This window comes from uncultured Parasphingorhabdus sp. (assembly GCF_963975555.1).
Lineage (GTDB): Bacteria > Pseudomonadota > Alphaproteobacteria > Sphingomonadales > Sphingomonadaceae > Parasphingorhabdus.
In genome coordinates, this window is sequence record NZ_CAXBHH010000001.1 from 605455 (window position 1) to 627023 (window position 21569).

At 57.0% G+C, this 21569-nt stretch carries 23 protein-coding genes; 11 read left to right on the forward strand and 12 right to left on the reverse strand.

Going from position 1 to position 21569, the window contains the following annotated elements:
* Positions 1-15 precede the first annotated feature (15 nt).
* Positions 16-591, forward strand: coding sequence for an NAD(P)H-dependent oxidoreductase (locus AAC060_RS02890; protein WP_339822718.1), 576 nt, complete (start codon positions 16-18; stop codon positions 589-591).
* Between the two features lie 20 nt (positions 592-611).
* Here the strand turns inward: AAC060_RS02890 and AAC060_RS02895 are convergent, their stop codons facing one another.
* On the reverse strand, positions 612-1019 hold the full coding sequence (locus AAC060_RS02895; protein WP_339822719.1) for a MarR family winged helix-turn-helix transcriptional regulator: 408 nt from the start codon (positions 1017-1019) through the stop codon (positions 612-614).
* A gap of 280 nt (positions 1020-1299) precedes the next feature.
* Between AAC060_RS02895 and AAC060_RS02900 the strand changes: the two genes are divergently transcribed.
* The 5 genes from AAC060_RS02900 to AAC060_RS02920 are packed head-to-tail and all read left to right on the forward strand — an operon-like array spanning position 1300 to position 6314.
* Positions 1300-2427: an alpha/beta hydrolase gene (locus AAC060_RS02900; RefSeq protein WP_339822721.1), complete on the forward strand. Its 1128-nt coding sequence runs from the start codon at positions 1300-1302 to the stop codon at positions 2425-2427.
* A complete protein-coding gene (locus tag AAC060_RS02905) occupies positions 2427-3410 on the forward strand; it encodes an aminoglycoside phosphotransferase family protein (protein WP_339822722.1) in 984 nt (327 codons plus the stop codon). Before AAC060_RS02900 ends, AAC060_RS02905 begins: the two co-directional genes overlap by 1 nt.
* Complete coding sequence (gene eno / locus AAC060_RS02910; RefSeq protein ID WP_339822724.1) at positions 3407-4705, forward strand: phosphopyruvate hydratase; 1299 nt, start codon at positions 3407-3409, stop codon at positions 4703-4705. The genes AAC060_RS02905 and eno overlap by 4 nt, the downstream gene beginning before the upstream one ends.
* A complete protein-coding gene (locus AAC060_RS02915) occupies positions 4702-5622 on the forward strand; it encodes an NAD(P)-dependent oxidoreductase (RefSeq protein WP_339822726.1) in 921 nt (306 codons plus the stop codon). Before eno ends, AAC060_RS02915 begins: the two co-directional genes overlap by 4 nt.
* On the forward strand, positions 5622-6314 hold the full coding sequence (locus AAC060_RS02920; protein ID WP_339822728.1) for an alpha/beta fold hydrolase: 693 nt from the start codon (positions 5622-5624) through the stop codon (positions 6312-6314). Before AAC060_RS02915 ends, AAC060_RS02920 begins: the two co-directional genes overlap by 1 nt.
* Positions 6315-6350: 36 nt before the next feature.
* Here the strand turns inward: AAC060_RS02920 and AAC060_RS02925 are convergent, their stop codons facing one another.
* Positions 6351-7403: a cobalamin-independent methionine synthase II family protein gene (locus tag AAC060_RS02925; protein ID WP_339822729.1), complete on the reverse strand. Its 1053-nt coding sequence runs from the start codon at positions 7401-7403 to the stop codon at positions 6351-6353.
* An 83-nt stretch (positions 7404-7486) separates the two neighbouring features.
* On the opposite strand from AAC060_RS02925, the gene AAC060_RS02930 reads away from it, so the two are divergent.
* Positions 7487-9052, forward strand: coding sequence for a long-chain-fatty-acid--CoA ligase (locus AAC060_RS02930; protein ID WP_339822731.1), 1566 nt, complete (start codon positions 7487-7489; stop codon positions 9050-9052).
* Positions 9053-9149: 97 nt separating this feature from the next.
* Here AAC060_RS02930 and AAC060_RS02935 read toward each other — a convergent pair whose 3' ends face one another.
* From AAC060_RS02935 to AAC060_RS02955, 5 genes are all read right to left on the reverse strand, one after another.
* Positions 9150-9743: a VOC family protein gene (locus AAC060_RS02935; protein WP_339822732.1), complete on the reverse strand. Its 594-nt coding sequence runs from the start codon at positions 9741-9743 to the stop codon at positions 9150-9152.
* 156 nt (positions 9744-9899) lie between these two features.
* Positions 9900-10544 (reverse strand): carboxymuconolactone decarboxylase family protein, encoded by a 645-nt coding sequence (locus AAC060_RS02940; RefSeq protein WP_339822734.1) that lies wholly within the window; start codon positions 10542-10544, stop codon positions 9900-9902.
* A 10-nt stretch (positions 10545-10554) separates the two neighbouring features.
* Positions 10555-10944, reverse strand: a complete 390-nt coding sequence (locus AAC060_RS02945) for a nuclear transport factor 2 family protein (protein ID WP_339822736.1) — start codon at positions 10942-10944, stop codon at positions 10555-10557.
* A 10-nt stretch (positions 10945-10954) separates the two neighbouring features.
* Positions 10955-11842 carry an SDR family NAD(P)-dependent oxidoreductase gene (locus tag AAC060_RS02950; RefSeq protein ID WP_339822737.1) on the reverse strand — a complete coding sequence of 296 codons (888 nt, stop codon included), beginning with the start codon at positions 11840-11842 and terminating at the stop codon, positions 10955-10957.
* Positions 11839-13134 (reverse strand): MFS transporter, encoded by a 1296-nt coding sequence (locus tag AAC060_RS02955; RefSeq protein ID WP_339822739.1) that lies wholly within the window; start codon positions 13132-13134, stop codon positions 11839-11841. Before AAC060_RS02955 ends, AAC060_RS02950 begins: the two co-directional genes overlap by 4 nt.
* A 109-nt stretch (positions 13135-13243) precedes the next feature.
* On the opposite strand from AAC060_RS02955, the gene AAC060_RS02960 reads away from it, so the two are divergent.
* Positions 13244-14011 carry an SDR family oxidoreductase gene (locus AAC060_RS02960; protein WP_339822741.1) on the forward strand — a complete coding sequence of 256 codons (768 nt, stop codon included), beginning with the start codon at positions 13244-13246 and terminating at the stop codon, positions 14009-14011.
* Positions 14012-14075: 64 nt separating this feature from the next.
* On the opposite strand, the gene AAC060_RS02965 is transcribed toward AAC060_RS02960, so the two are convergent.
* Genes AAC060_RS02965 through AAC060_RS02975 form a run of 3 tightly spaced genes read right to left on the reverse strand, consistent with a single transcriptional unit; the run spans position 14076 to position 17520 of the window.
* Positions 14076-14786, reverse strand: a complete 711-nt coding sequence (locus tag AAC060_RS02965; protein WP_339822743.1) for a glutathione S-transferase N-terminal domain-containing protein — start codon at positions 14784-14786, stop codon at positions 14076-14078.
* Positions 14783-15280, reverse strand: a complete 498-nt coding sequence (locus AAC060_RS02970; RefSeq protein WP_339822745.1) for a nuclear transport factor 2 family protein — start codon at positions 15278-15280, stop codon at positions 14783-14785. The genes AAC060_RS02965 and AAC060_RS02970 overlap by 4 nt, the downstream gene beginning before the upstream one ends.
* A 2-nt stretch (positions 15281-15282) precedes the next feature.
* Positions 15283-17520 (reverse strand): TonB-dependent receptor, encoded by a 2238-nt coding sequence (locus tag AAC060_RS02975; protein WP_339822747.1) that lies wholly within the window; start codon positions 17518-17520, stop codon positions 15283-15285.
* Between the two features lie 135 nt (positions 17521-17655).
* Here AAC060_RS02975 and AAC060_RS02980 point away from each other — a divergent pair, with 135 nt between their 5' ends.
* Positions 17656-18162, forward strand: coding sequence for a DUF3237 domain-containing protein (locus tag AAC060_RS02980; RefSeq protein WP_339822749.1), 507 nt, complete (start codon positions 17656-17658; stop codon positions 18160-18162).
* Position 18163: 1 nt separating this feature from the next.
* A complete protein-coding gene (locus AAC060_RS02985) occupies positions 18164-18889 on the forward strand; it encodes a glutathione binding-like protein (RefSeq protein ID WP_339822751.1) in 726 nt (241 codons plus the stop codon).
* 3 nt (positions 18890-18892) lie between these two features.
* On the opposite strand, the gene AAC060_RS02990 is transcribed toward AAC060_RS02985, so the two are convergent.
* Both AAC060_RS02990 and AAC060_RS02995 read right to left on the reverse strand, forming a co-directional pair.
* Positions 18893-19597, reverse strand: a complete 705-nt coding sequence (locus AAC060_RS02990) for a glutathione binding-like protein (protein WP_339822752.1) — start codon at positions 19595-19597, stop codon at positions 18893-18895.
* Positions 19594-20769, reverse strand: coding sequence for a CoA transferase (locus AAC060_RS02995; RefSeq protein WP_339822754.1), 1176 nt, complete (start codon positions 20767-20769; stop codon positions 19594-19596). Before AAC060_RS02995 ends, AAC060_RS02990 begins: the two co-directional genes overlap by 4 nt.
* 287 nt (positions 20770-21056) lie before the next feature.
* On the opposite strand from AAC060_RS02995, the gene AAC060_RS03000 reads away from it, so the two are divergent.
* The gene (locus AAC060_RS03000) at positions 21057-21563 is read left to right on the forward strand and encodes a MarR family transcriptional regulator (protein ID WP_339822756.1); all 507 of its coding nucleotides are present in this window, start codon (positions 21057-21059) and stop codon (positions 21561-21563) included.
* Positions 21564-21569 lie beyond the last annotated feature (6 nt).

Consider the following 21569-nt stretch of genomic DNA (forward strand, 5'->3'; position numbering starts at 1 on the left):
TTGGTAGGAATAACGATGACAAAAATCGGCGTAATCGCAGGAAGTGTCCGCAAAGGGTCGTTCAACAAGATGCTTGCCAAACTGGCTGTCGCGCGATTGGAAGCGCATGGCGCTGTGGTGACCGAGGTCGATCTGGGGGCGTTGGAATTGCCTATCTATGCGGCTGAGCTGGAGGCCGATAATTTCCCGCCCGACGCGCTCCGCCTCAAGCAAATATTGTCCGAACAGGACGGGTTGCTGGTGGTCTCGCCGGAATATAACGGGTCGATCCCGCCATTGCTTAAAAATGCAATCGATTGGGCTTCACGACCGACCGGGGATGAAGGGATGATTGCGCTGACTGCCTATCGCGGAAAAGCCGCTGCAATTATGTCAGCATCGCTGAGCCCGTTCGGCGGGATGCGCGGACTTATGCATTTACGCCAGATTTTGACCACGGTCCAGATGACGGTGATACCGGATCAGGTGGTAATCCCTGCCGCACATGCCGCCTATGAAAGCGATGGGCAGTTGAAGGACGAACTGCCGGTAACGCTTGTCGATATAACCGCGGCCCGTTTGATCAAGGTCGCTGCGGCACTGGCCGGGTAAACAGCTCTATTGCGACACGGTCATGCTGACGGAATGTTTTGCCGGGCGCTATGGTCGATATTTTCGCCCCAGTCGGCGTCAAGCGCGTCGAGCAGCGCGTCGAATTTCTGTTGGCCCAGGACAGATGAGATTTGCGAGGTCAGGCTATCCATCGCGAGTTGCGCATCGCGGCGCATCATCTGACCCGTTTCGGTCAATGAAACGGTGACGTGACGACGGTCCTTCGGGTCGACGTCGAGCTGCAATATACCGAGTTTTTCCATCTGGTTGATCGTACTGTGAATGGCTTGCCGTGAAATGCCGAGGTTGCGGGCTATGTCCGAGGGCCGCACGATTCCGCTCACGATATTGGTCATGACCATCGATTGCGATCGACTGACATCCGGCCATCCCCGAGCGTGCAGTCGCGCTTGAAGGCCTTCATCCATCCAGCAGAATCGCTGAAATAGTGCAATGATGAGTTGGTTATGGCGCATAAGCGGGATCTGCTTTTCTGTGATCTTTTTCTCGCGAGAGAGTTGCCCGCAAACTATGGCAAGCACACATGCCGCGCAAGCAATAGAACGTTGCAAATGAAAAGCTCTTAGCATACTATGCTTTATCCGGTGGTCGGATGTACGGGTTTCCGGCCCGGGCTATTCGCTGCCATTTGATGCCAGCCTTTGACCATCAGCATATAGTTAGCCAATAATGATCAGGAGAGAGAATATGGACGCCAACGGAACCGAAGGGTTGGACGCGCAATTTATCGGACGGACCTCGCCGACCGCGCCGCGCATCCAGGCGGGCGGGCATCCATGCCAGGGCATCTACTGGACCGAAAGCGGCAAGCGTCCAAAGGTCGCGATCATTGCAACCCATTATAATGTCGATTTTTCCGAACATTATATCGCGCCCTATTTCGCGCGGCAGGGCTTTGGTTTTCTCGGCTGGAACACGCGCTATCGCGGGGTAGAGGACCAGTTTCTGCTCGAACATGCCGTATTGGATATCGGCGTCGGCATGCGCTGGCTGAAGGAAGAGGCCGGTGTCGAACAGATCATCATATTGGGCAATTCAGGCGGCGGATCGCTAATGGGTGCCTATCAGGCCGAAGCCATTGCACCGACTCTGACCGATCGCTTGCCGTCTGCCGGTCAGGACGCTCTGGCCGATCTGATCAAGGGTGATCTCTATATCTCGTTCAACGCCCATCAGGGCCGTCCCGAAGTGCTCACTGACTGGATGGATGCCTCGGTGACCGACGAGAATGATCCGGTCGCCACCGATCCGGAGCTCGATCCGTTCAATCCGGCAAACGGGCCGCCTTATTCCGATGAGTTCATCGCAAAATACCGGAGCGCACAGCGCGACCGCAACCAGCGTATTACCGACTGGGGCAAAGCGGAGCTGAAGCGGTTGAACGATGCCGGTATTCCGGACCGGATATTCCCGATGTTCCGCTGCTGGGGCGATATCCGCTGTGTTGATCCGGCCATCGACCCGTCGGACCGCAAAGCCAACTGGTGCTATCGGGGCGATCCCGCGCTGGCCAACCGGAGCCCAAGTATCGGCCGCGCAAATTCGATCAAGACCTGGTTGAATATGTGGAGTCTGGAAACCTCGCCCTGTCAGGGCAAGCCCCATCTGGTCAAGCATGACACGCCTGCGCTGGTGGTGCAGGGCATGGCGGACACCGGCGTGTTCCCGAGTGATGCCCGCAAGATATTCGATTTTCTCGGCAGCAGTGACAAGCAACTGGAGCTGATCCCGGGCGCGCATTATTTCGAGGATTCGATCAAAGAGCGCCAGAATGCCGCCGATCTGGTCGGCAGCTGGATCAGGGAAAAGCTCTGATGCCAACGGACGCCGCCGATATCGTTCAAGCACTGCGGGATGCCGGCCTGATTGGCGCCGGAGAGCCGCTGCTGGAACCACTTACCGGCGGCGTCTCCTGCGATGTCTGGAAGCTTGACACAGCGGCTGGGCCTATCGTGGTCAAACGCCCGCTAGCGCAGCTGCGCGTGGCGGCGGAATGGACCGCGCCGGTCGAACGGGGACAAAGCGAAGTACGCTGGCTGAGGCGCGCGCGTGAAGTGGAGCCTTCCATCGTACCCAAAGTGGTTGCCGAACTTTCCGTTGGCCATGCTTTTGCGATGGAGTTTCTTCCCGATTGCCCGGTGTGGAAAGACGAGCTGGTCGCGGGGCGCGTGGATGTTGATTTTGCCGCGCGCGTCGGCAGCGGAATTGTTGCGGTGCATAAGGCAACCGCGAACAATTCCACCGACCGAGATGATTTCCCCAATGACGAGATGTTTCGGGCGCTGCGCGTCGATCCATTTCTGATCCATGTTGCGGAACGCGATCCCGAATTGGCACCGGCATTGCGCGCTCTTGCGGAGGACCTGATGTCCCGCAAGATTGCTCTGGTTCATGGTGATGTCAGTCCGAAGAATATCCTCGTGAGCGGTGACAATCCGGTGTTTATCGACGCGGAATGCGCAGTATATGGTGATCCCGCATTCGACCTTGCCTTTTGCGTCACCCATTTGCTGCTGAAATCGGTGTGGCTGGACAATGAAAAATTGCGGCACGCGGCAGCGGCGATGGTCAATGCCTATCGGGCGAAGATTGATTGGGAGGCTCCGGACGAACTGTTGCAGCGTGCCGGACGGCTTACCGGCGCATTGCTGCTCGCCCGTGTCGAAGGCAAATCGCCGGCATCCTATTTGACCGCCGCAGACCATAAGAAAATTGTCCGCGCGCAAGCGCGTGCTTTGATTCTCGATCCTTCGCCGATCGATGAACTTGTTACCGAATGGAAAAGGACTTTTGCATGACTGCACGTATTACCTCCGTTGCTGGCCGCCAGCTTTGGGATTCTCGTGGGCGGCCTACAGTAGAGGCTGAGGTGACTCTTGAATCGGGAGTGGTCGGGCGGGCTATCGCACCTGCGGGAGCGTCTCGCGGCGCGCATGAGGCGGTTGACCTGCGGGATGGCGGCGACGCATTCGGCGGCTATGGTGTCGGCCGCGCCGTGTCGGCAATCGGCGTCGAAATTTCTCCCGCAATAATGGGCATGGATGCCCGCGAACAGGGTGCAGTTGATGCCGCCTTGTGCAAGCTCGACGGCACGACAAACAAGGCGCGTCTGGGTGCCAATGCGGTTGTCGCGGTGTCGATGGCCGTTCTTCATGCGGCTGCGGCGGACGCGCGCATGCCGCTCTGGCGTTATCTCGCGGAGGGCAGGTCGGTGCGGATACCGCTGCCCGAAATCCAGATTTTCGGTGGCGGCGCCCATGCCGGTCGCCGTACCGATGTGCAGGATTTCATGATCATGTGCCCCAGAGCCGGAAGTTTCCGCCGCGCACTGGAAATCACCGATGATGTTTACCGCGCTGCTGGCCGCCTGATGGAGGAAAAGGGACCTTTGACCGGCGTCGCCGACGAAGGCGGCTGGTGGCCGAATTTTTCATCGAACGAGGACGCGCTCGACACGCTGACCCGCGCGATTGAAGCCGGCGGGCACCGTGCCGGCGAAGATGTGTTCATCTCGCTCGATATCGCAGCCAATGAACTGGGAGACTCCTCCGGCTATAATCTTGCGCTCGATGACCGGCGAATGTCCGGAGAGGAAATGGGCGCACGAATAATCGAGTGGACAAAAAATTATCCGATATTGTCGGTCGAGGATCCCGCGGGACAGGACGACTGGGCCACGATGGCGGCGGTGACGGCGGCTGTCGGTGATCATGTACAGATCATTGGTGACGACGTTTTGGTGACCAATGCAAAGCGGGTTGAAGACGCACACGCAGCCGATGCTTGTAACGCTGCATTGATCAAGGTGAATCAGGTCGGCACCGTGACCGAGGCCAAGGCCGCGCTTGATGCAGCGGTCGTACATGGCTGGGGCGCCATTGTCTCGGCGCGGTCGGGTGAGAGCGAGGATGTCACAATCGCCCATCTTGCGACCGGCTGGGATGCCGGGCAATTGAAGGTCGGCAGCTTTACGCGCTCCGAACGGATGGCGAAATGGAACGAGATGCTGCGGATCGAAGAAGCGATGGGCAGTGATGCCGTCTTCGCAGGAACGTCGGCATTTGCGGCTCCGATTGCGCAGGCTCTGGCATGATTGTTCTGCACGCCCGCCCAAGCCCCGGTTTTCGCGCCGAAGTCGACAATGTTTTTGGTCCCGGTGTCGTAACGCATGTCGACGAAGCGGCATCGCTCGAGAGTGTCGCTGGAGAAATCACGACGTTGCTCCACGTGTTAACACCGGTAACGGCAGAATTTATCGCCTCGGCCCCCAATCTCAAACTCATTCAGAAAATCGGCGTAGGGGTGAATACGATCGCGCTTGACGCAGCCCGCGAACATGGCGTTGCGGTTTGCAATATGCCGGGTACGAACAGCCAGGCCGTCGCGGAAATGGCGCTTTCGCTGATGATGGGCGTGTTGCGCCGCACATGCTTTTTTGACGCGCGGACGCGTGGCGGGGAAGGATGGACAGCGGATCCGGCGGAGCTGGATAATGTCGGCGAAATTGCCGGGCGAACAATCGGCCTCGTCGGCTTTGGAAATTCGGCGCAACGGTTGGCGCCGGTGCTGAAGGCACTGGGTGCGAAAGTTGTTTATACCGCCCGCAGCCCGCATGATGTGGATTATGAATTCTGGCCGCTCGAGCAGATGGTGGCCGAATGCGATATCCTGTCTCTCCACATTCCGCTTACCGAGGAGACACGGGGGACGATTGATCCGCTGGCGATGAAGGCAGGTGCGGTTCTGGTGAACACAGCGCGCGGCGAACTCGTGGACGAGGAACGGTTGAACCGGGCGCTGGCGTCTGGGCATTTGCGCGGCGCCGGGCTGGATGTGTTCATGCGCGAACCGCTGGACCCGTCAAACCCGCTGCTTGCCCGGTCCAATGTCGTGCTGGCGCCGCATATTGCATGGCTGACGCCCGAAACTCTGACGCGCAGTCTAACGGTTGCGCATGAAAATTGCAGGCGGCTGACCGCCAATGAACCCCTTTTGCATCAGGTGATCTAATGTCTCTTCCTATCGTACTTATCACAGGCCAGCTTCTCACCGACGCCGTGTGGCAACCGTTGCTCGATGCATGGAGAGACCGCGAGGTGATTGTCGCAGACAACCGGAATGGCGAAACAATCGGCGATATGGCGCAGGACCTGCTCGACAGCGCACCGGCAAAATTCATATTGATCGGCCATGCGATGGGCGGCTTTGTTGCCTTTGATGTGATGCGCCGTGCACCGGAACGCGTGGAAAAATTGATATTGCTTTCGACGCTTGCCTCCGCCGACGGTCCGGCGCAAACCACGCGGCGGCAGGGGTATATCGACTTGGTCGAGAGCGGAAAGTTCGATCACGTGGTCGAAGAACGTATTCCCATATTATTTCCTGAAGCGAAGCGGGACGACCAACGTCTGCTCGGCATCGCACGGAAAATGGCGGCCGATACCGGTGCGGATATATTCCTGCGGCAACAGCGGGCGATTATGGCGCGCAGCGACAGCCGACCGCATCTCCGTGACATCAAGGTGCCGACATTACTCGTCTGGGGCGATCAGGACGGCATCACCACCCGCGGGCACCATGACGAGATATTGCAGGAAATCCCCGACGCAAAGCTGGAAATAATCGAAGGAGCCGGACATCTGACCACTGTTGAAATGCCAGATGTGGTCGTCCCGCTGCTTACAAGTTTCGTGGATGCATAAGCCTTTTCGACAGGCGAAGCAGCGGAGCGGGCCGGGCTAAGCGATCTCGGCTCGCACGATCGCTGCGCCGTCGACCATGGCTTTCAATTTTTCCAGCGAATGGTGGCGGCTGTGATATTTCATTCCGCAATCGGGGGCAATCCACAGCCGTTCGGCATCAACATAGCGCAGCGCCTCACGGATACGGCCGGCGACGATCTCCGGTGTTTCGACTTCCGGAGTGGACAGGTCGAGTACGCCATACATGATTGTCTTGCTGGGCAGTTCGGCGAGGATTGCCGGATCAAGCTTGGGCTGCGCAGCTTCCACCGAAATGATATCAACCACTGACGCGTCGAGTTCGGCGAGAAAGTCATATGCTTTGGGCTTGGCTTTGGTCGAGCCCGCACCATGATGCACCATGGCATAGCCGAAGCAGATGTGCAGAGCCGTCGTACCACCTACGCCGTCCAGCGCCCGGTTAATCGCTTCAATGGCATAATATTGGGCATCGTCGGCCCGCGCCTGAAGATAGGGTTCGTCAAGTTGCACCACGTCGACACCGGCTGCGAACAGGTCCTTGACCTCCGCGTTCACGGCATCGGCATAGTCCATCGCCATGGCGCGACTGTCGGGGTAATAGCCGTTTTCGGCCTGTTGCGTCATGGTGAAGGGACCGGGCAGGGTCAGTTTGACCGGCCGTTTGGTGTGACGCCTGAGAAATGCAGCGTCCTGGGCTTCAATCGGGGCAAGGCGGCGGATTGGACCGGAGACGAGCGGCACCGGATTGGCCTTTCCCGTGCGGTCGATTGCAGTGCCGTGTTTCTCGGTATCGATGCCTGACAATGCTGTGGCGAGACGGTTCGAATAGCTCTCGCGGCGCATCTCGCCATCGCCGATTATGTCGATTCCGACCTCTTCCTGGTCCCGGATCGCCATAAGCGTCGCTGCTTCCTGCGCTTCGTCTAGCCATGGTTCCGCAATCCGCCACAATGTTTCGGCACGAACGCGCGGGGGCAGGCTGTGATTCAGGCGTTCACGGTCAATCAGCCAGTCAGGCTGGGGATAGCTTCCAACAATCGTCGTTGGCAAAATTTGGTGTTTGAGCAAGGCAATATCCTAAAAAATGTCTGGCCAACTAATTGCTTAGTATTCTATCTTATGCAAGTATATAGCGTGCTAAGGAGAGCGAAATGATCGATTTAAATGCCATTCGGACCTTGGCCGACATTCCTGGTGTTCAGGCGCGTGCCAGGGGAGATGCTATCGCTATCAAGTTCGGCGAACGCGAAACAAGCTACGCATCGCTGGACATGGAATCGAACTGTGTCGCCCATGCGCTGATCGCATCAGGCATATCTCCGGGCGACCGTGTGTCGGTGTTGACCAAGAATCACGATAGCTGGTTTCGGACTTTCTTTGGCAGCGCCCTGGCACGGGCTTGTCTGGCACCGATCAACTGCCGTCTTGCCGCTGCGGAAATAGCGTTCATACTGGATGATGCGCGGCCCAAAATATTATTTGTCGGAGAGGATTTGTTCAATTGCGCCCTTGAAGCCGTAGCCGATCTTGCCGCCCCGCCTCGCTTGATTACACTTTATGGTTCTCATCCCGGTTTCGAAACATTTGACGACTGGCTGGCTGACGCTCCCACTTCGCCGCCAGAAGATTCTCCGCAACTGGGCGACGACGTGCTTCAGCTTTATACCAGTGGCACAACCGGACGGCCCAAAGGCGTCGTGCTTGGCAATCAGAATTATCGCAACTTTCTGGAGATGGCGAGCGAAATTGACGGCTTCGCCTATAATGAGGACGAGACGGTAATGATCGTCATGCCATTATTCCATGTGGCTGGCACCAACGTCGCCTTTTCCGGACTGGCTCAGGGCGGGCGGCTGCTTCTGGTCAGGGAATTCAGTGCCTCTGACTCAATCCGGTTGATGACCGAAGAAAATGTGGCCCATGCCTTTCTTGCCCCGGCGATGATCCAGATGATGCTGCAGGAACCGGCCGCCAGCGACAGCCATTACCCGGCGTTGCGGTCGATCGCTTATGGCGCGTCTCCCATTGCTGAGGATGTATTGCAGCGTGCCCAAGCGACGTTCGGATGTGATTTCGTGCAATTTTACGGGATGACCGAATCCAGTGGTGGTGGCTCAACCCTTTCTCCCGCGGCCCATAAACTCTCCGGCAAGCTGAAATCCTGCGGTCAGCCGTGGCCGAATACCGAAATGGCAATTCTGGACGGTGAGGGCCTGCCGCTGGGCGATGACGAGATCGGCGAAATTGCGATCCGCGGTGGTATCGTGATGAAGCAGTATTGGAACCGCGCGGAGGCGACGGCCGAAACATTGGCCAATGGCTGGCTTCACACCGGTGATGTCGGCTTCCGCGATGCGGATGGCTTTTACTTCGTGCACGACCGGATCAAGGACATGATTTTATCCGGCGGTGAAAATGTTTATCCGGCGGAAGTGGAAAGCGCGATAATGGGTTGTCCCGGTGTCGCTGATGTCGCCGTGATCGGGGTGCCCGATGACAAATGGGGCGAAGCGGTAAAGGCGCTGATTGTACCATCTGCTGACCTGCGGCCCGACCCTGCGGACGTCATCGCGTGGGCACGCAAGCGGATAGCGGCTTTCAAAGTCCCCAAAAGCGTCGAGATAATCGAAGCGTTGCCGCGCAATCCGTCGGGCAAAGTGCTGCGCCGGGAGTTGCGCGCGCCTTATTGGGAAGGCCGTGATCGCGCCGTTGGATAGGCGCCGGTTTCAGATCAAATCCTGTCGAGAGAAACTTTTCCGGAGAAAAACGGCCCGGCACAATGGCCGGGCCGGGAAGGCTTAAAGAAGCGGGCAGTTATTCTGCCGGAACGGCAGTCCGTCCGACAACCAGACCTTCGCGTTTGGTGCCGTCTGCCTGGACCGGGTCATGCGCGACGTCGCTTTCGTCAAATGTTTTTGTCCACGCTGCAAATTCGAGACAGATGCCGTCGGGGTCAAAGAAATAGACCGACCGTACATATACATCATCGTTCATTTCAGGCGAAGATTGGGTGGGGGAATTGTCGTGGTTCAAGATCGGTGTCACCTCGACGCCCTTGTCAACCAGCCTGTTATAATATTCATCAAAACGCTCGGCAGGAACGTTGATCGCTATGTGATTCATCGACCCATGTGCCGACATGAAATTTCCCTTGGTTGGCAATGCTTCGGGCGCTGCAATACCGGGCGCGGCTGAGGGTGCTTTGGGAAACCAGAAAAAAGCGATGCTGTCGCCATTGCCCACGTCAAAAAAGAAATGCTGGCCGTTTCCGCCCGGCAGATCGAGCGTTTTTACAAGCGGCATTCCCAATATGTCACGATAAAACTCGACTGTTTTTGCCATATCCTTGCACACCAATGCGAGGTGGTTGACGCCGCAAAATTCAAATTCACTATTTGTAGCTGTCATAATTCATCTCCTATTGAAGCTGGTCTAATTGCGGCTCGGTGCTTTTGGATCTTCGTCACTTCTAGCCTGTTATATTACCAGCATGTGTAGCATTCATACGAATAACCGTCAACCTAATTGACGGTTATTCGCTATTTTCAAATTGCCACAGGCTGGTCATTCTTTTGACGCAGGGGCGCTAAGAAAGTCGGCCGCATCAAAGCCTTCGGGGGCCGCAATCTCGACGATCGGTTCTTCGCGGTTGTCAAATTCAAGCTTCAGGGCGCGAGTGATTATCGCATGCATATCATAAAGGCAGGTGATATATGTGAATTCGAAGATCTGCTCGTCATCCCAGAAAGTCTTGAGCTTCTCGAAAACCTCGGCCGGAACGCGTCCGTCAGCCTGGGTAAGACAATCGGCATAAGCGAGTACGGCGCGTTCCTGCTCATCATAGCAATCGGCGACCGTCCAATGGGCAATGGACGCGATCTTTTCTTCGCTCGCGCCCAGTCCGCGTAGCGACTTGCAATGCTGTGAAAAGACAAACTGGCTACCTTTTACCCAGCCCGCGCGCGTCTGCCCCAGCTCGCGCAGCACAGGATCAATCTTGCGCGCCGGGTGACGATAGACGCCGAATCCGTCAACGGCATGTTTGAAAATGTCGGGAGCTAGCGCAAATACCGTCCACCAATCGCCCGGCGTCCCCGTTGCGGTGCCTGGTTCGGCCACGGGATCGCGGTCTCCGAACAGGCGGTCATAATAAGCAAGTACAGTCTCGTCGGTGACTTCGGATCTGGGAACCTGACGCAGAACGGGCATATTTTACTCCTTAAGCATATTTGCGGAATGCAGCGACGTGGGCTGAATCGAAATATTCATCGAGCCGCGTGATCTTTCCATTTTCGATTCTGCAGATGATCGCGCACGGCAGGCGGACCTCGACATCATCTTCGACGCGCTTGCCGGTGAGGACATGTTGCTGGACAAATCCATCCGGGTAAACGGTCAGGCGACGGTCCGCATAGCGGCGGTCCTTGATCCGCTTGACCATGCCAGTCAAAGTCTGCGCGGTTTGCGCCGGGCTGACGATAAGCTCGTCAGTGTTGTGCCAGATTTCGGCATCGGGGGTGAAGCTGTTTTGCATTGTTTCGATTTCGCCCGCCTCGATTGCGTCGAAAAATTTCTGTGCCAGCTCGCGGATATCTATGTCTGTGGTCAAAGCGCTCTCCTTAGATTTTGATGCCGAACATCCGTCCGCCGTTGGCTGCAATCAGCCCGTCGATATCATCGCCCTGATAAGCGGGGTCTGCGGATTCTTCAAAGCTTGCCAGCATGTCGGCGGTCACGCGTTCGGCCAATGCTTTCCATTCGGGATGGGTGAATATCCAATAGTCGCCATTCTCGATCGCCCGCACGACGCGTTCGCCGATGCGCGCTGGCGACATTCCGCCTGCCAGAACGCCTTGCATCGCCTGACTGGTTTCGGCCGCCGCGCCCGTCTCGCCCTGTGCCGGGCGAAGGTCTCGTGTTGTTTCGACGATCCGGGTAGCCGACATGCCGGGCATCAGTACCGAGATGCCGACACCGGTGTCGGCAAGCTCGTTGCGCAAGGCCATCGCGATGCCGAGCGTGGCATATTTGGAACTGATATAGGCAACCGAAATCGGTGGCGGTACGATTGCGACCATCGACGATGTGATGACCAGATGCCCGGGTTCCTTGCTTGCTTTCATATCAGCAAGGAAGGTGCGACAGGCGTAGAGATGGGCATGGGCGTTGACCGCATAGTTCCAGCGCCAGACTTCTGTGTCATATTCTTCGAACGGACCCGATCCTCCGCCAACGCCGGCATTGCTGCACAGGATTTGCACCGCGCCAAATGCGCGAGCCTGTTCACCTGCAGAGACCCAGCTTTGTTCATTCGTGACGTCAAGCTGGATACCCAGCACCTTTGCCCCCTGATCGCGCAGCGTTTCAGCGGCCTTGGCGGCTCGGTCGGCGTCGATATCGGCCAGGATGACCCCTGCTCCTTTGGCAGCAAGTGCGCTGGCGGTGGCAAAGCCAAGCCCGCTGGCTCCGCCAGTGATAAACGCGAGTTTTCCTGAGACATCCATCATTCGGTAAAATCTCCTTCGAGATGCTTAGTCATTGTGAACTGGGCAATTCCGGCGGCAACCGCGAACGGCATTAGCGCCAACAATGCCCAGCGCAGGCTTTCGTCGCCATATTGCGGTTTGAACCCGTCGCTGACGATCCCGGCGAACAGCGGGCCCAGACCGAGCCCGACGATATTGAACATCAGCATCAGCACCGCCGCAGCGGTGGCACGCGAGCGGGGCGGAGTGAGGTTTTGCACCAGCGCCAGGGCGGGCGCTACGTAGACCGTGCAGGCCGCCATAGGAACGAGCATCAGCGCGAGAGAGATCTGCCAGCTGTCGACCAGCAGAGCGGCGATGAAAGTAGGGATCATTACGGCGGTCGCGATCGCCGGGATCATGCCATATGCGCGTGCGGAGCGTTGTGCGGCGCGGCTGACAAGCCAGCCACCACCTAGAATTCCGATGCCAAAGGTGATGCCCGCCGCTGGCGCAAACCACGTTGAAATGGCCGATAGCGGCATTCCCTGTGTGCGCATCAGAAAAGCGGGAATCCAGTTCAGCATGCCGTAACTGACAAAGGCAGCCAGTCCGCTGGCGATCATCAGCATCCGCAGCGACGGTCTGCGAATGAACATCGCGAGGCTCTGGCTGAAGGGCAGTGCCTCGTCGGCGGGCTTGTTGGTGTCCATCTGGCCGCGCGCGGGTTCGCGCACCAGCCAGATCAGCAGCGGAGCGACGATGATGCCGATCGCACCGATAACCAGAAAGGCGCCGCGCCAGCCGATATGGGCGGCGGCCCAGCCACCGAAGGCTGCACCGACAAAGACACCGAACGGACCGTTTAATGTGAACAGTCCGATTGCCAGAGGACGCCGGTCGGGGGGATAGAGGTCGGCGATAACCGACAATGATGGAGCCGTACCCCCCGCTTCACCCGCGCCGACGCCGAAGCGGATCAATGCCAGCTGCCAGAAATTTGAAACCATTCCGCATGCAACGGTAAAACCGCTCCACACGATGCAGGCAATGCCGATCAGCTTTACACGGTTCCAACGGTCGGCGATCATTGCCACGGGAACGCCCATCGCTGCATAGAAAAGGGCAAAGGCAAGACCGGTGAGCAATCCGAACTGGGTATCGCTAAACTGCATTTCGGCACGGATCGGTTCGACGAGCACCGACAGAAGCTGCCGGTCGACAAAATTGATGGTGCCGACAAGGAACAACATGCCCAACGCGAAATTACGCCGCAAGGCCGATACCCCGTCGGACGGCGCTGCGCCCCCATGTACAAGGGTGGTCTTCGACATATCTCTCCCAATCGACAGTTTTCTTTATAAAAAAATACTTAGCTATATAAGGTTATCTGTCAACCTGCTTTACGATAGATGGGCGGGAAACAGGAATGGAGATGAACGGATGAATATTGAAAGCAAGAAAGCCATCGTTACCGGCGCGGCTGCAGGTATTGGTCGCGCGACTGCAGTGCTGCTGGCGGAACGTGGCGCAGCGGATATTGCGCTGGTCGATATCGACGAGACCGGAGTGGATGAAACGGCACGACTCGTCGCGGCGCACGGGACAAGAGCGACGGTACATTGTCTCGACCTTGCCGATATTTCCGCAACCGAAACATGGTTCAAGGCCCATGGCGATGTCGACATCTTGCATAATAATGCAGGCGTCGTGTCAGGCCTTCCGCAATTTCCCGATGTCGATGCCGCGCGCATCCGGTGGATCATTGACGTGAATGTCACCGCGCTGATCAGCGCGACGCAGATCGCGGTGCAGGCAATGCGCGCGCGCGGCGGCGGCGTCATCGTCAATACTGTCTCGACTGTTGCTCTGGGCACGGGCTTTTATGATGCCATGTACGCCACGACAAAGACGGCGGTGATGATGTTTACCCGCTGTTGCGCACCTTTGAAGGAAGAATGTAATGTCCGCGTCATGGGAATATTGCCCGGGCTGACCGCTACGCCAATCCTCGACAAGACCGGCGCGGACGGCAAATCGGAGTGGATGGAAGCCGTTTTGGCGAACAATGAAAGTTGCCGACCCGAGGATATCGCCGAATGCGTTGCCGACATGATCGCCGACGACAGTCTTGCGGGCGGAGACTGGGCTGCGGTACGGCGGCTGGATGGCAAGATCGAACGGCAGTGGGGACACGCCGATACAATGTGATCTGTCTATTGACGCTTCGCCTGCCGCTATTTTGCGCCGGCAATATCACCCGGAGCGAGCGGCGCTATTTTGTTGGCGCCGCTAGCATATTATTGCCGAAGAGGTTCGACCATTGTTCATCGGAAAGTACTGGCCGCGCGCTGGAGAGGTTGGCAGCATTTTTGACGTCGGTCCCTGTGATGACAGCGGGCCGCTTGCTGATCGTCTCGAACCAATGCTGGACAGCAGGATAGTCGTCGAGAGTCAGTCCTATGGCCTGGATAGCTCGTGCCCAGGGCCAGGCGGCGATATCGGCAATTGAATATTCTTCGGCAAGATAGTCTACTTCGGTGAGCCGGCCATCCAGAACATTAAGGAGCCGTATCGTTTCATTGCGATAGCGTTCGACCGGATAGGTCTGGCCTTCGGGGGCATAGCGGATAAAATGATGGGCCTGCCCTTGCATCGGTCCAAAGCTTGCCATCTGCCACATCAGCCACTGCTGTGCCTGGGAACGGCGACGAGGGTCACTGGGCAGAAGCTTGCCGCTTTTTTCGGCAAGATAAAGCAGGATTGCGCCCGATTCAAAGACCGGCAGCGGCGCACCGCCGCCGGTCGGATCGTGATCGACGATCGCTGGCAGGCGGCCATTCGGATTGATCCGGCGATATTCGGGCGTCAGATGATCGCCGCGAAGCATGTCCATCGCGATCAGTTGATATGGCAGCCCGATTTCCTCGAGCATGACCGACACTTTATGGCCGTTGGGGGTGGCGGTGAAATAGACATCGATCATCGGGAATTCCTTTCGGCATGGATAGTCCGTGCTGCGGCAAAGGCGGTATCAAAAGCCTCATGGCCTGCGGGATAGCCGACGAGTGTCAGGGTGACGCCGGCGATCTTCCATCCGCCCTCGCGCCGCAGATAATGGGTGTAACGGCCGATCAGGTCTGCCAGCAATATCCGTTGATCAATCGTGACAAAATGTGCGGCGTCGACGATGCTGGTCACGGTCGCGCTATCATCCTTTATCGTGGCGGTCAGATTGTTGAGCCGGTGCGCGGTCGCATCAAACCCCTCGAGCGCGCGACAGCGGTCAACCCATTCGCTGGCAGGGATAGTAGCGACCAACGATCCGATCGCACCATAGTCGATTATTACCTGATCGCAGAACAAGGCGCGATAGGCTGACCAGTCATGCGCATCGAGCGCGTCGGCATAAGCAGAAACGGCTGCAGTCGCTGCTTCCCGATCCAGGAAACCCTCGACTGCAGCCGTTTCAGTTGGCATTTTTAGAACTTGAAGCCGGCTTCGAGCGATATATTCCGCGTCGGCTCAAGATAAAGGATAGCACGTGACACTGCCGTAATTGGCGCCGGCAATCTGAACGAGCTGCCGGTTGTCAACTGGTTGGTCAGATTCTTGCCGACCAGCGCGATATGCCAGCTGTCATCCTGGTCAGCGATCTGGACCCGGAGGTCGAGTTTCACATAGCCATTTTGAACACCAAAGGTCGGGTCCTGATCATCCGAATTGAAATATTTTGACCGTCCGGACGCTATCCCGGTCATGTCGAACTTGAGATCTTCCGAAAGATCAAAGCCGGTATGCGCGGTAACGCTGCCGGTGAACTTGGACGCCAGAGTGGGACGGAAGCCGGCCAGATTATTGGTCAGCGGGTTACAGGTCGCCGGTTGTGACGCAAGACATGCGGCGCCGGGATAATCGTCATATTGCAGGTCCTGATAGGCAGCCGACCCGGTGATGTCGAAATATGGCGACAGGAACAGGCTAAGCGATCCTTCGATTCCCTTGGAGGTAGCGCTGGCGGCGTTGCCTGTCAGGTAGCTCGACGAAGACGGCTGATAGACCGAGACCTGCAGGTTTTTGAACTGCGTGTCATAAGCGGAAAGATTCGCAACTACCTTGCCGTCGAACAATGTCGATTTCAGCCCGATTTCATAGTTGCGGGATTTTTCCGGCTTGAACGAGAATGTCGCATCGGTTGTGCCAAGCGAGTTACTGACAAAACCGCCTGATTTCGATCCGCGCCCATAAGTGGCGTAAACCATGACGCGAGGCGCAATGTCATATTGGATGGTCGCCGACGGATCCAGATTGCCTTCGCTGATCGAGCCCACTGCAGTGCTGATGGGGCGAATGGCAAACGGGCCATATTCCAGACGTGATGCAAAATCGCCGTCCTTGTCGGTGTGTGTATAACGCAGACTACCAATGACACGCAGGCTGTCGTTGATGTTCAGCGTGCCCTGACCAAATACCGAATAGGAATCGGCCTTCTGGTTAAACCGGCTGTTGATCAGACCAAAATAGGGACTTCCGCCCAGGTTGAGAATATCGAAGCCCTGAAGCTGGTCCAGTCGATAGTTGGAGTGATCATAATAGACACCGGCGACAAATTCGAACGTCCGGCCGGTTGGCGACAAAATGCGAAGCTCCTGCGAGAACTGGTCGAACCGTTCGGGGAAGCTGTTGTAAACCGAATTGTTGGTGGCGGCTCCGTTGACCGGAATCGTCTGATCAAACCCGTTAACAATCTTGGCGTTGAACCATGAATAACCGGTGACTGATGTCAGGGTATAGTCACCAAGCGCGATATTCGCGGTTGCCGACGCCATGACGGATTCCACCTGATTACCCTCGTCGCCAAGAGCGGATCGTTCGAGAAAACGTGTTGTCTGGGGATTTTGACCCGTCGTCAACGGGCTGGAAACCGACACGCCGCCGACGATATCGCGATTGGCATATTCAAGCTTGGCTGTGAGATCGAAATTATCCGACGGCTCCCATTTAACTGTTCCGCGAACAAGCTGTTGCTTGGTTTCCGGATCATCATGGTCGGTCGCGCGGTTATATATATAGCCGTCCTGCTTGACGAACTTATAGGCGATACGGGCACTGAGCGTGTCACTTATCGGACCTGAAACATAGCCGGAAACATCGATACCTTCATGGTCGAAGTTATAAAGCGCTGTGAAGGCACCTTCGGGCGAATTGGTCGGACCTGCCGAGACGACGCTTACGGCGCCGGCTGCAGTGTTCTTGCCGAAAAGGGCGCCTTGTGGTCCGCGCAGGACCTCAACGCGATCGAGATCGAAGAAAGGAGCCTGTGCCTGACGGGAACGCCCGGCATAGACGCCGTCAACATAAAGCGAGACCGACTGATCGAAGGCAAAGTTCGATGGTGGTGAACCAAATCCGCGGATATAGATGACGTCATTGCCCGCGGTCGTTTGCACAAAGACGTTGGGCGCGTAGTTCATCACGGATTTAATGTCGTTGGCATTGAAATCAGCGAGCTTCTGGCCGCTGACGACTTCCATGGAAATCGGAACGTCCTGTAGATTCTGTTCGCGCTTTTGCGCGGTGACGACGATTTCATTCTTGTCCCAAGTGCCGTCGGCCGGAACGGCTTCGTCGACGGTGGACTGGGCCATTGCGGTCGTGCTGTATGACATCATGGCTGCGATAGCCGTGCCGGTTAGCAAAATCTGATTGCGAGCTTTCATTCGGATCCTCCCTTAAAGATATTTTGCTGACGGTTTAGAAGGCATGCATCCCAGCCTTTATCCGTCAATCTACTTGACCCTTAGTAGACTAATTGTTTTAAGTTTGTCTATAGCTTTGAGATAAGGATTCGAAATATGACCCAAAAAAATATGACAGCGGAACCGGCGGCGTTGCTGAGCCGATATCTGTGCACCGTAGAATTTGACGTAGACGGCGGAATTATCGCGATTGGCGCGTCCCCCTTTGGTGACCAGCGGGCAGGCTATGTCACCGGTGGCCGCATCACCGGTCCACGAATTAGCGGAGAGGTTTTGCCCGGCGGCGGCAACTGGTCGCGCGCCGGACGGCTGGGCAGCGACTCATCCGTTGGCACTTTCGATGCCCGCGTGGTTTGGCAAACCGAGGACGGGGAAATGATTTACGTGACCTATAGCGGTCGCAATGTCATTCCCGATGACGTCCGTGCAGAATTTGTCGATCCGGCGCAGCCTTATGTGGACCCCCAGCGCTATTATCTGCGAATCGCGCCGGTATTTGAAACGGCGAGCGAAAAATACAACTGGTTGAACGGTGTGCTCGCGGTCGGTGTCGGTGAACGCACCAGCTTCGGGGTTCGCCACATCATTCACGAGATCAGGTGAGATGATCGACCTGCATTATTCGGCGACCCCGAACGGTCAGAAGATAGCAATCATGCTCGAAGAGATGGGGGCCTCCTATCGGGTTATTCCCTATGATATTTTCAACGGCGATCAGCTGACGCGGGCATTCGGGCAGATCAACCCGAACCACAAGCTGCCCGCGATCGTTGATCATAGTCCTGATGGCGGTGGAGAACCGGTGACCGTTTTTGAATCCGGAGCAATTCTGCAATATCTGGCCGAAAAATGTGGAAAATTTCTGCCCGTATCGGGTGCGTCGCGTGCAGCAACACTATCATGGCTTAACTGGCAGGTCGCGGGACTAGGGCCAATGGGCGGACAGGCAAGCCATTTTTTGCGCTATGCTCCCGCCGGTCAGGAATATGCCGTGGAGCGCTATACAGGTGAATTGAACCGGTTGCTGACCGTGCTGGAAGCACAGCTGACGAAAAACCGTTATGTTGCCGGTGACGCGTATAGCATCGCCGATATCGCGATCTGGCCGGGGCGGGCCTCTGCTTTTGTCGTGGGCATTGATCTCGATTGCTGGCCGGCGATGCATGCCTGGTTTGAAAATATCCGCGAACGACCGGCGGTCGCGCGTATGATGACCCGCGCCGATCTCGCTTCGCCCGCCAAATATGTCGGCCTGGTCCAGAAACTGGATGATCAGGAATGGTCGAATATGTTCGGCGACGCCAATCAAGCCGCGGTCACGAAAGAATAGTCGCTAGCGTATAGTGTGTTGGCGGTCGCCCCACAATATGGCCCGATGTTCATCGGTGAAGCCGGAAAGCCCGCCCTCGATCGTTTCGGCCCGCGCTGCTCCCACTTTCATCCCTTTGCTGACCGCCGGGCGTTCGAGCATCGCGTTGCCCCAGCGTTCGATATTGGGGAATTGCTCTGCCTTCTCGATAAACTGGCGGCGCAAATAGGGGAGGGTAGCCATGTCGGCGATGCTATATTCATTGCCCGCCAGCCATTCGGCTTCGCCCAGCCGCTTGTTGAGAACCATCATCAACCGGTCGACCTCGCGGGAATAGCGCGCGATCGCATATTCATGCCGGTCCTTGGCATAATGGGTAAAATGCGCTTCTTGCCCGAACATCGGGCCGATGCCCGAAACCTGAAACATCAGCCATTGCCAACAAGTCGCACGCGCGGCCGGATCGGTCGGGATGAAACGTCCCGTCTTTTCGGCGAGATAAAGGAGAATCGCGCCGGTTTCCCAAAGGGTAAAGGCGACGCCATCAGGACCTTCGTCATCGATAATTACGGGTGTTTTGTTATTGGGATTGAGCGCGAGGAATTCGGGTGTCAACTGATCACCGGCAAGGATGTCGATTGTTTCAAGGCACCATTCCAGTTCCATCTCGAGAAGCGCGATTGCGATCTTGCGCGCATTGGGCGTAGGCCCGCCATAAAGTGTAATCATTGTTTACCTTCCTCGCGGCCCAGCCACCGCTCGATAATATCATCGCTATCCTGGCCGACGGTCAGTGGAGCGGGGCGGCGGACGCTGCCCGGTGTTTTGGACATTTTCGGGAAAACGCCCTGCATGGTGAGTTCGCCAAATTCTTCGTCGGGCACTGTCACCAATGCTTCGCGCGCCGTGAAATGCGGATCTGCCATCATGTCTTCAGCATCGTAGATACGTCCGGCCGGAACACCGGCTTCCACCATCTTTGCCTCCAGTTGATCGACTGTCAGCGTCCGGGTCCATTCGCTGATCAGCAAGTCCAGCTCTGCCTGTCGCGCGCCGCGAGCGAGATGCGTCGCATAGCGTTCGTCACTGGCAAGTTCGGGGCGGCCCATCGCCGCGGCCAGCCGTGTGAATACGCCGTCCTGATTGGCGCCGATCAAATATTCGCCGTCGCTGCACGGATAGACGTTCGACGGTGCGATGGCGGGCAGGGTTGACCCGGTGCGCTTTCGCTTGGTCCCGCTTGCCGAGTAATCGGAAACAGTGGACTCCATCACCTGCAGTACCGCTTCATATAATGCGGAATCGACAATCTGGCCTTCGCCGGTCTTGCTGCGGTGATGGAGAGCGGCCAGCGCTCCCATACAGCCATAGCTGGCTGCAAGCGTATCGCCGATCGACACGCCCATGCGGGCAGGCGGGCGATCGGGGTGACCGACGATACCGCGCCATCCCCCCATTGCCTCGCCAATGCCGCCAAATCCGGCGCGCGCTGAATAGGGCCCGGTCTGTCCATAGCCCGATACGCGGACGACGATCAGTCCGGGATTTACAGCACACAGGTCTGCAGGGTCGAGATTCCATTTTTCCAGCGTTCCGGGACGGAAGTTTTCGATCAATATGTCGGCTTTGGCAATCAGGTCGCGAGCCAGTTGCTGCCCCTCCGCCGCGCGAAGATTGCAGGCTACGGAATATTTGTTGCGCGCAATGACACGCCACCAGCTGGGTTTGTCACCCTGGCCCCAGTTGCGCATCTGGTCACCGGCTTCCGGCGGCTCGAGCTTGACGATTTCGGCGCCCATGTCGCCAAGCAACTGCCCGCAAAACGGGCCGGCAATCAACTGCCCCATCTCGACCACACGAATGCCTTCGAGCGCTCCGCCACTGCTGGTTGTTCCGGCCATATTGTTCCTTTCGAGCGTTGGGCTGGTGCGGACATTATTCTATAGTCGCAACAGAAACCCCCCAGTGATATTTGCAATATACTTAGAATACTATGTAACAAAAAATTGTAAAGGGTCCCGTGAAAACCCCGAGCATCGTCGGGAAAGTTTCAGGAAGCTGACCCCTGAAAATGCCCAATCCGGCAGGGCCGCAAACCATGCCGAACGACGGACAAAGTCATTGCCTATTCCAGATCCAGAGTTAATTGTGACATATGTGCTCGGGCATGGCTGGCGTTCGGAGACATATGGCAATCCAACTTGCGCCGCAAAACCGTGAGCTCGAAAGAAATGGAATGAAAATGAAAAGAGCGAAGTCGAAATCAGTCGATGATGCAACACTCGAAAATAGCTTGGGCTATCTAGTCCGTGATACGCATCGCCTGATAGGTAAGGTACTTAATGCCCGGCTCGAACGTGTCGGCATCCGGGTGGGGCATTGGTATATCTTGCGGTCATTGTTGCAAGAAGAGGGTATTACCCAAAGAGAACTCAGTACCCGGATCGGAATGAACGAGCCCAATGTCGTAACGTCGCTGCGCGTTCTCGAAAAAAAGGATATCATCAGTAGGATTGTCGATGAAAAGGACGGCCGCTGTAAACGCGTCGGACTAACCAATGCGGGGCGCGCGCTTGCTCTCTCTCTCCTGCCGATCGTCCATGAAGTGAATGATATCATCGGCGCTCCTTTGAACGACGAGGAACGCGCGCAACTGATATCGCTTGTGAAACGGGTGCGTCAGGGGCTTGAATAATCCCGG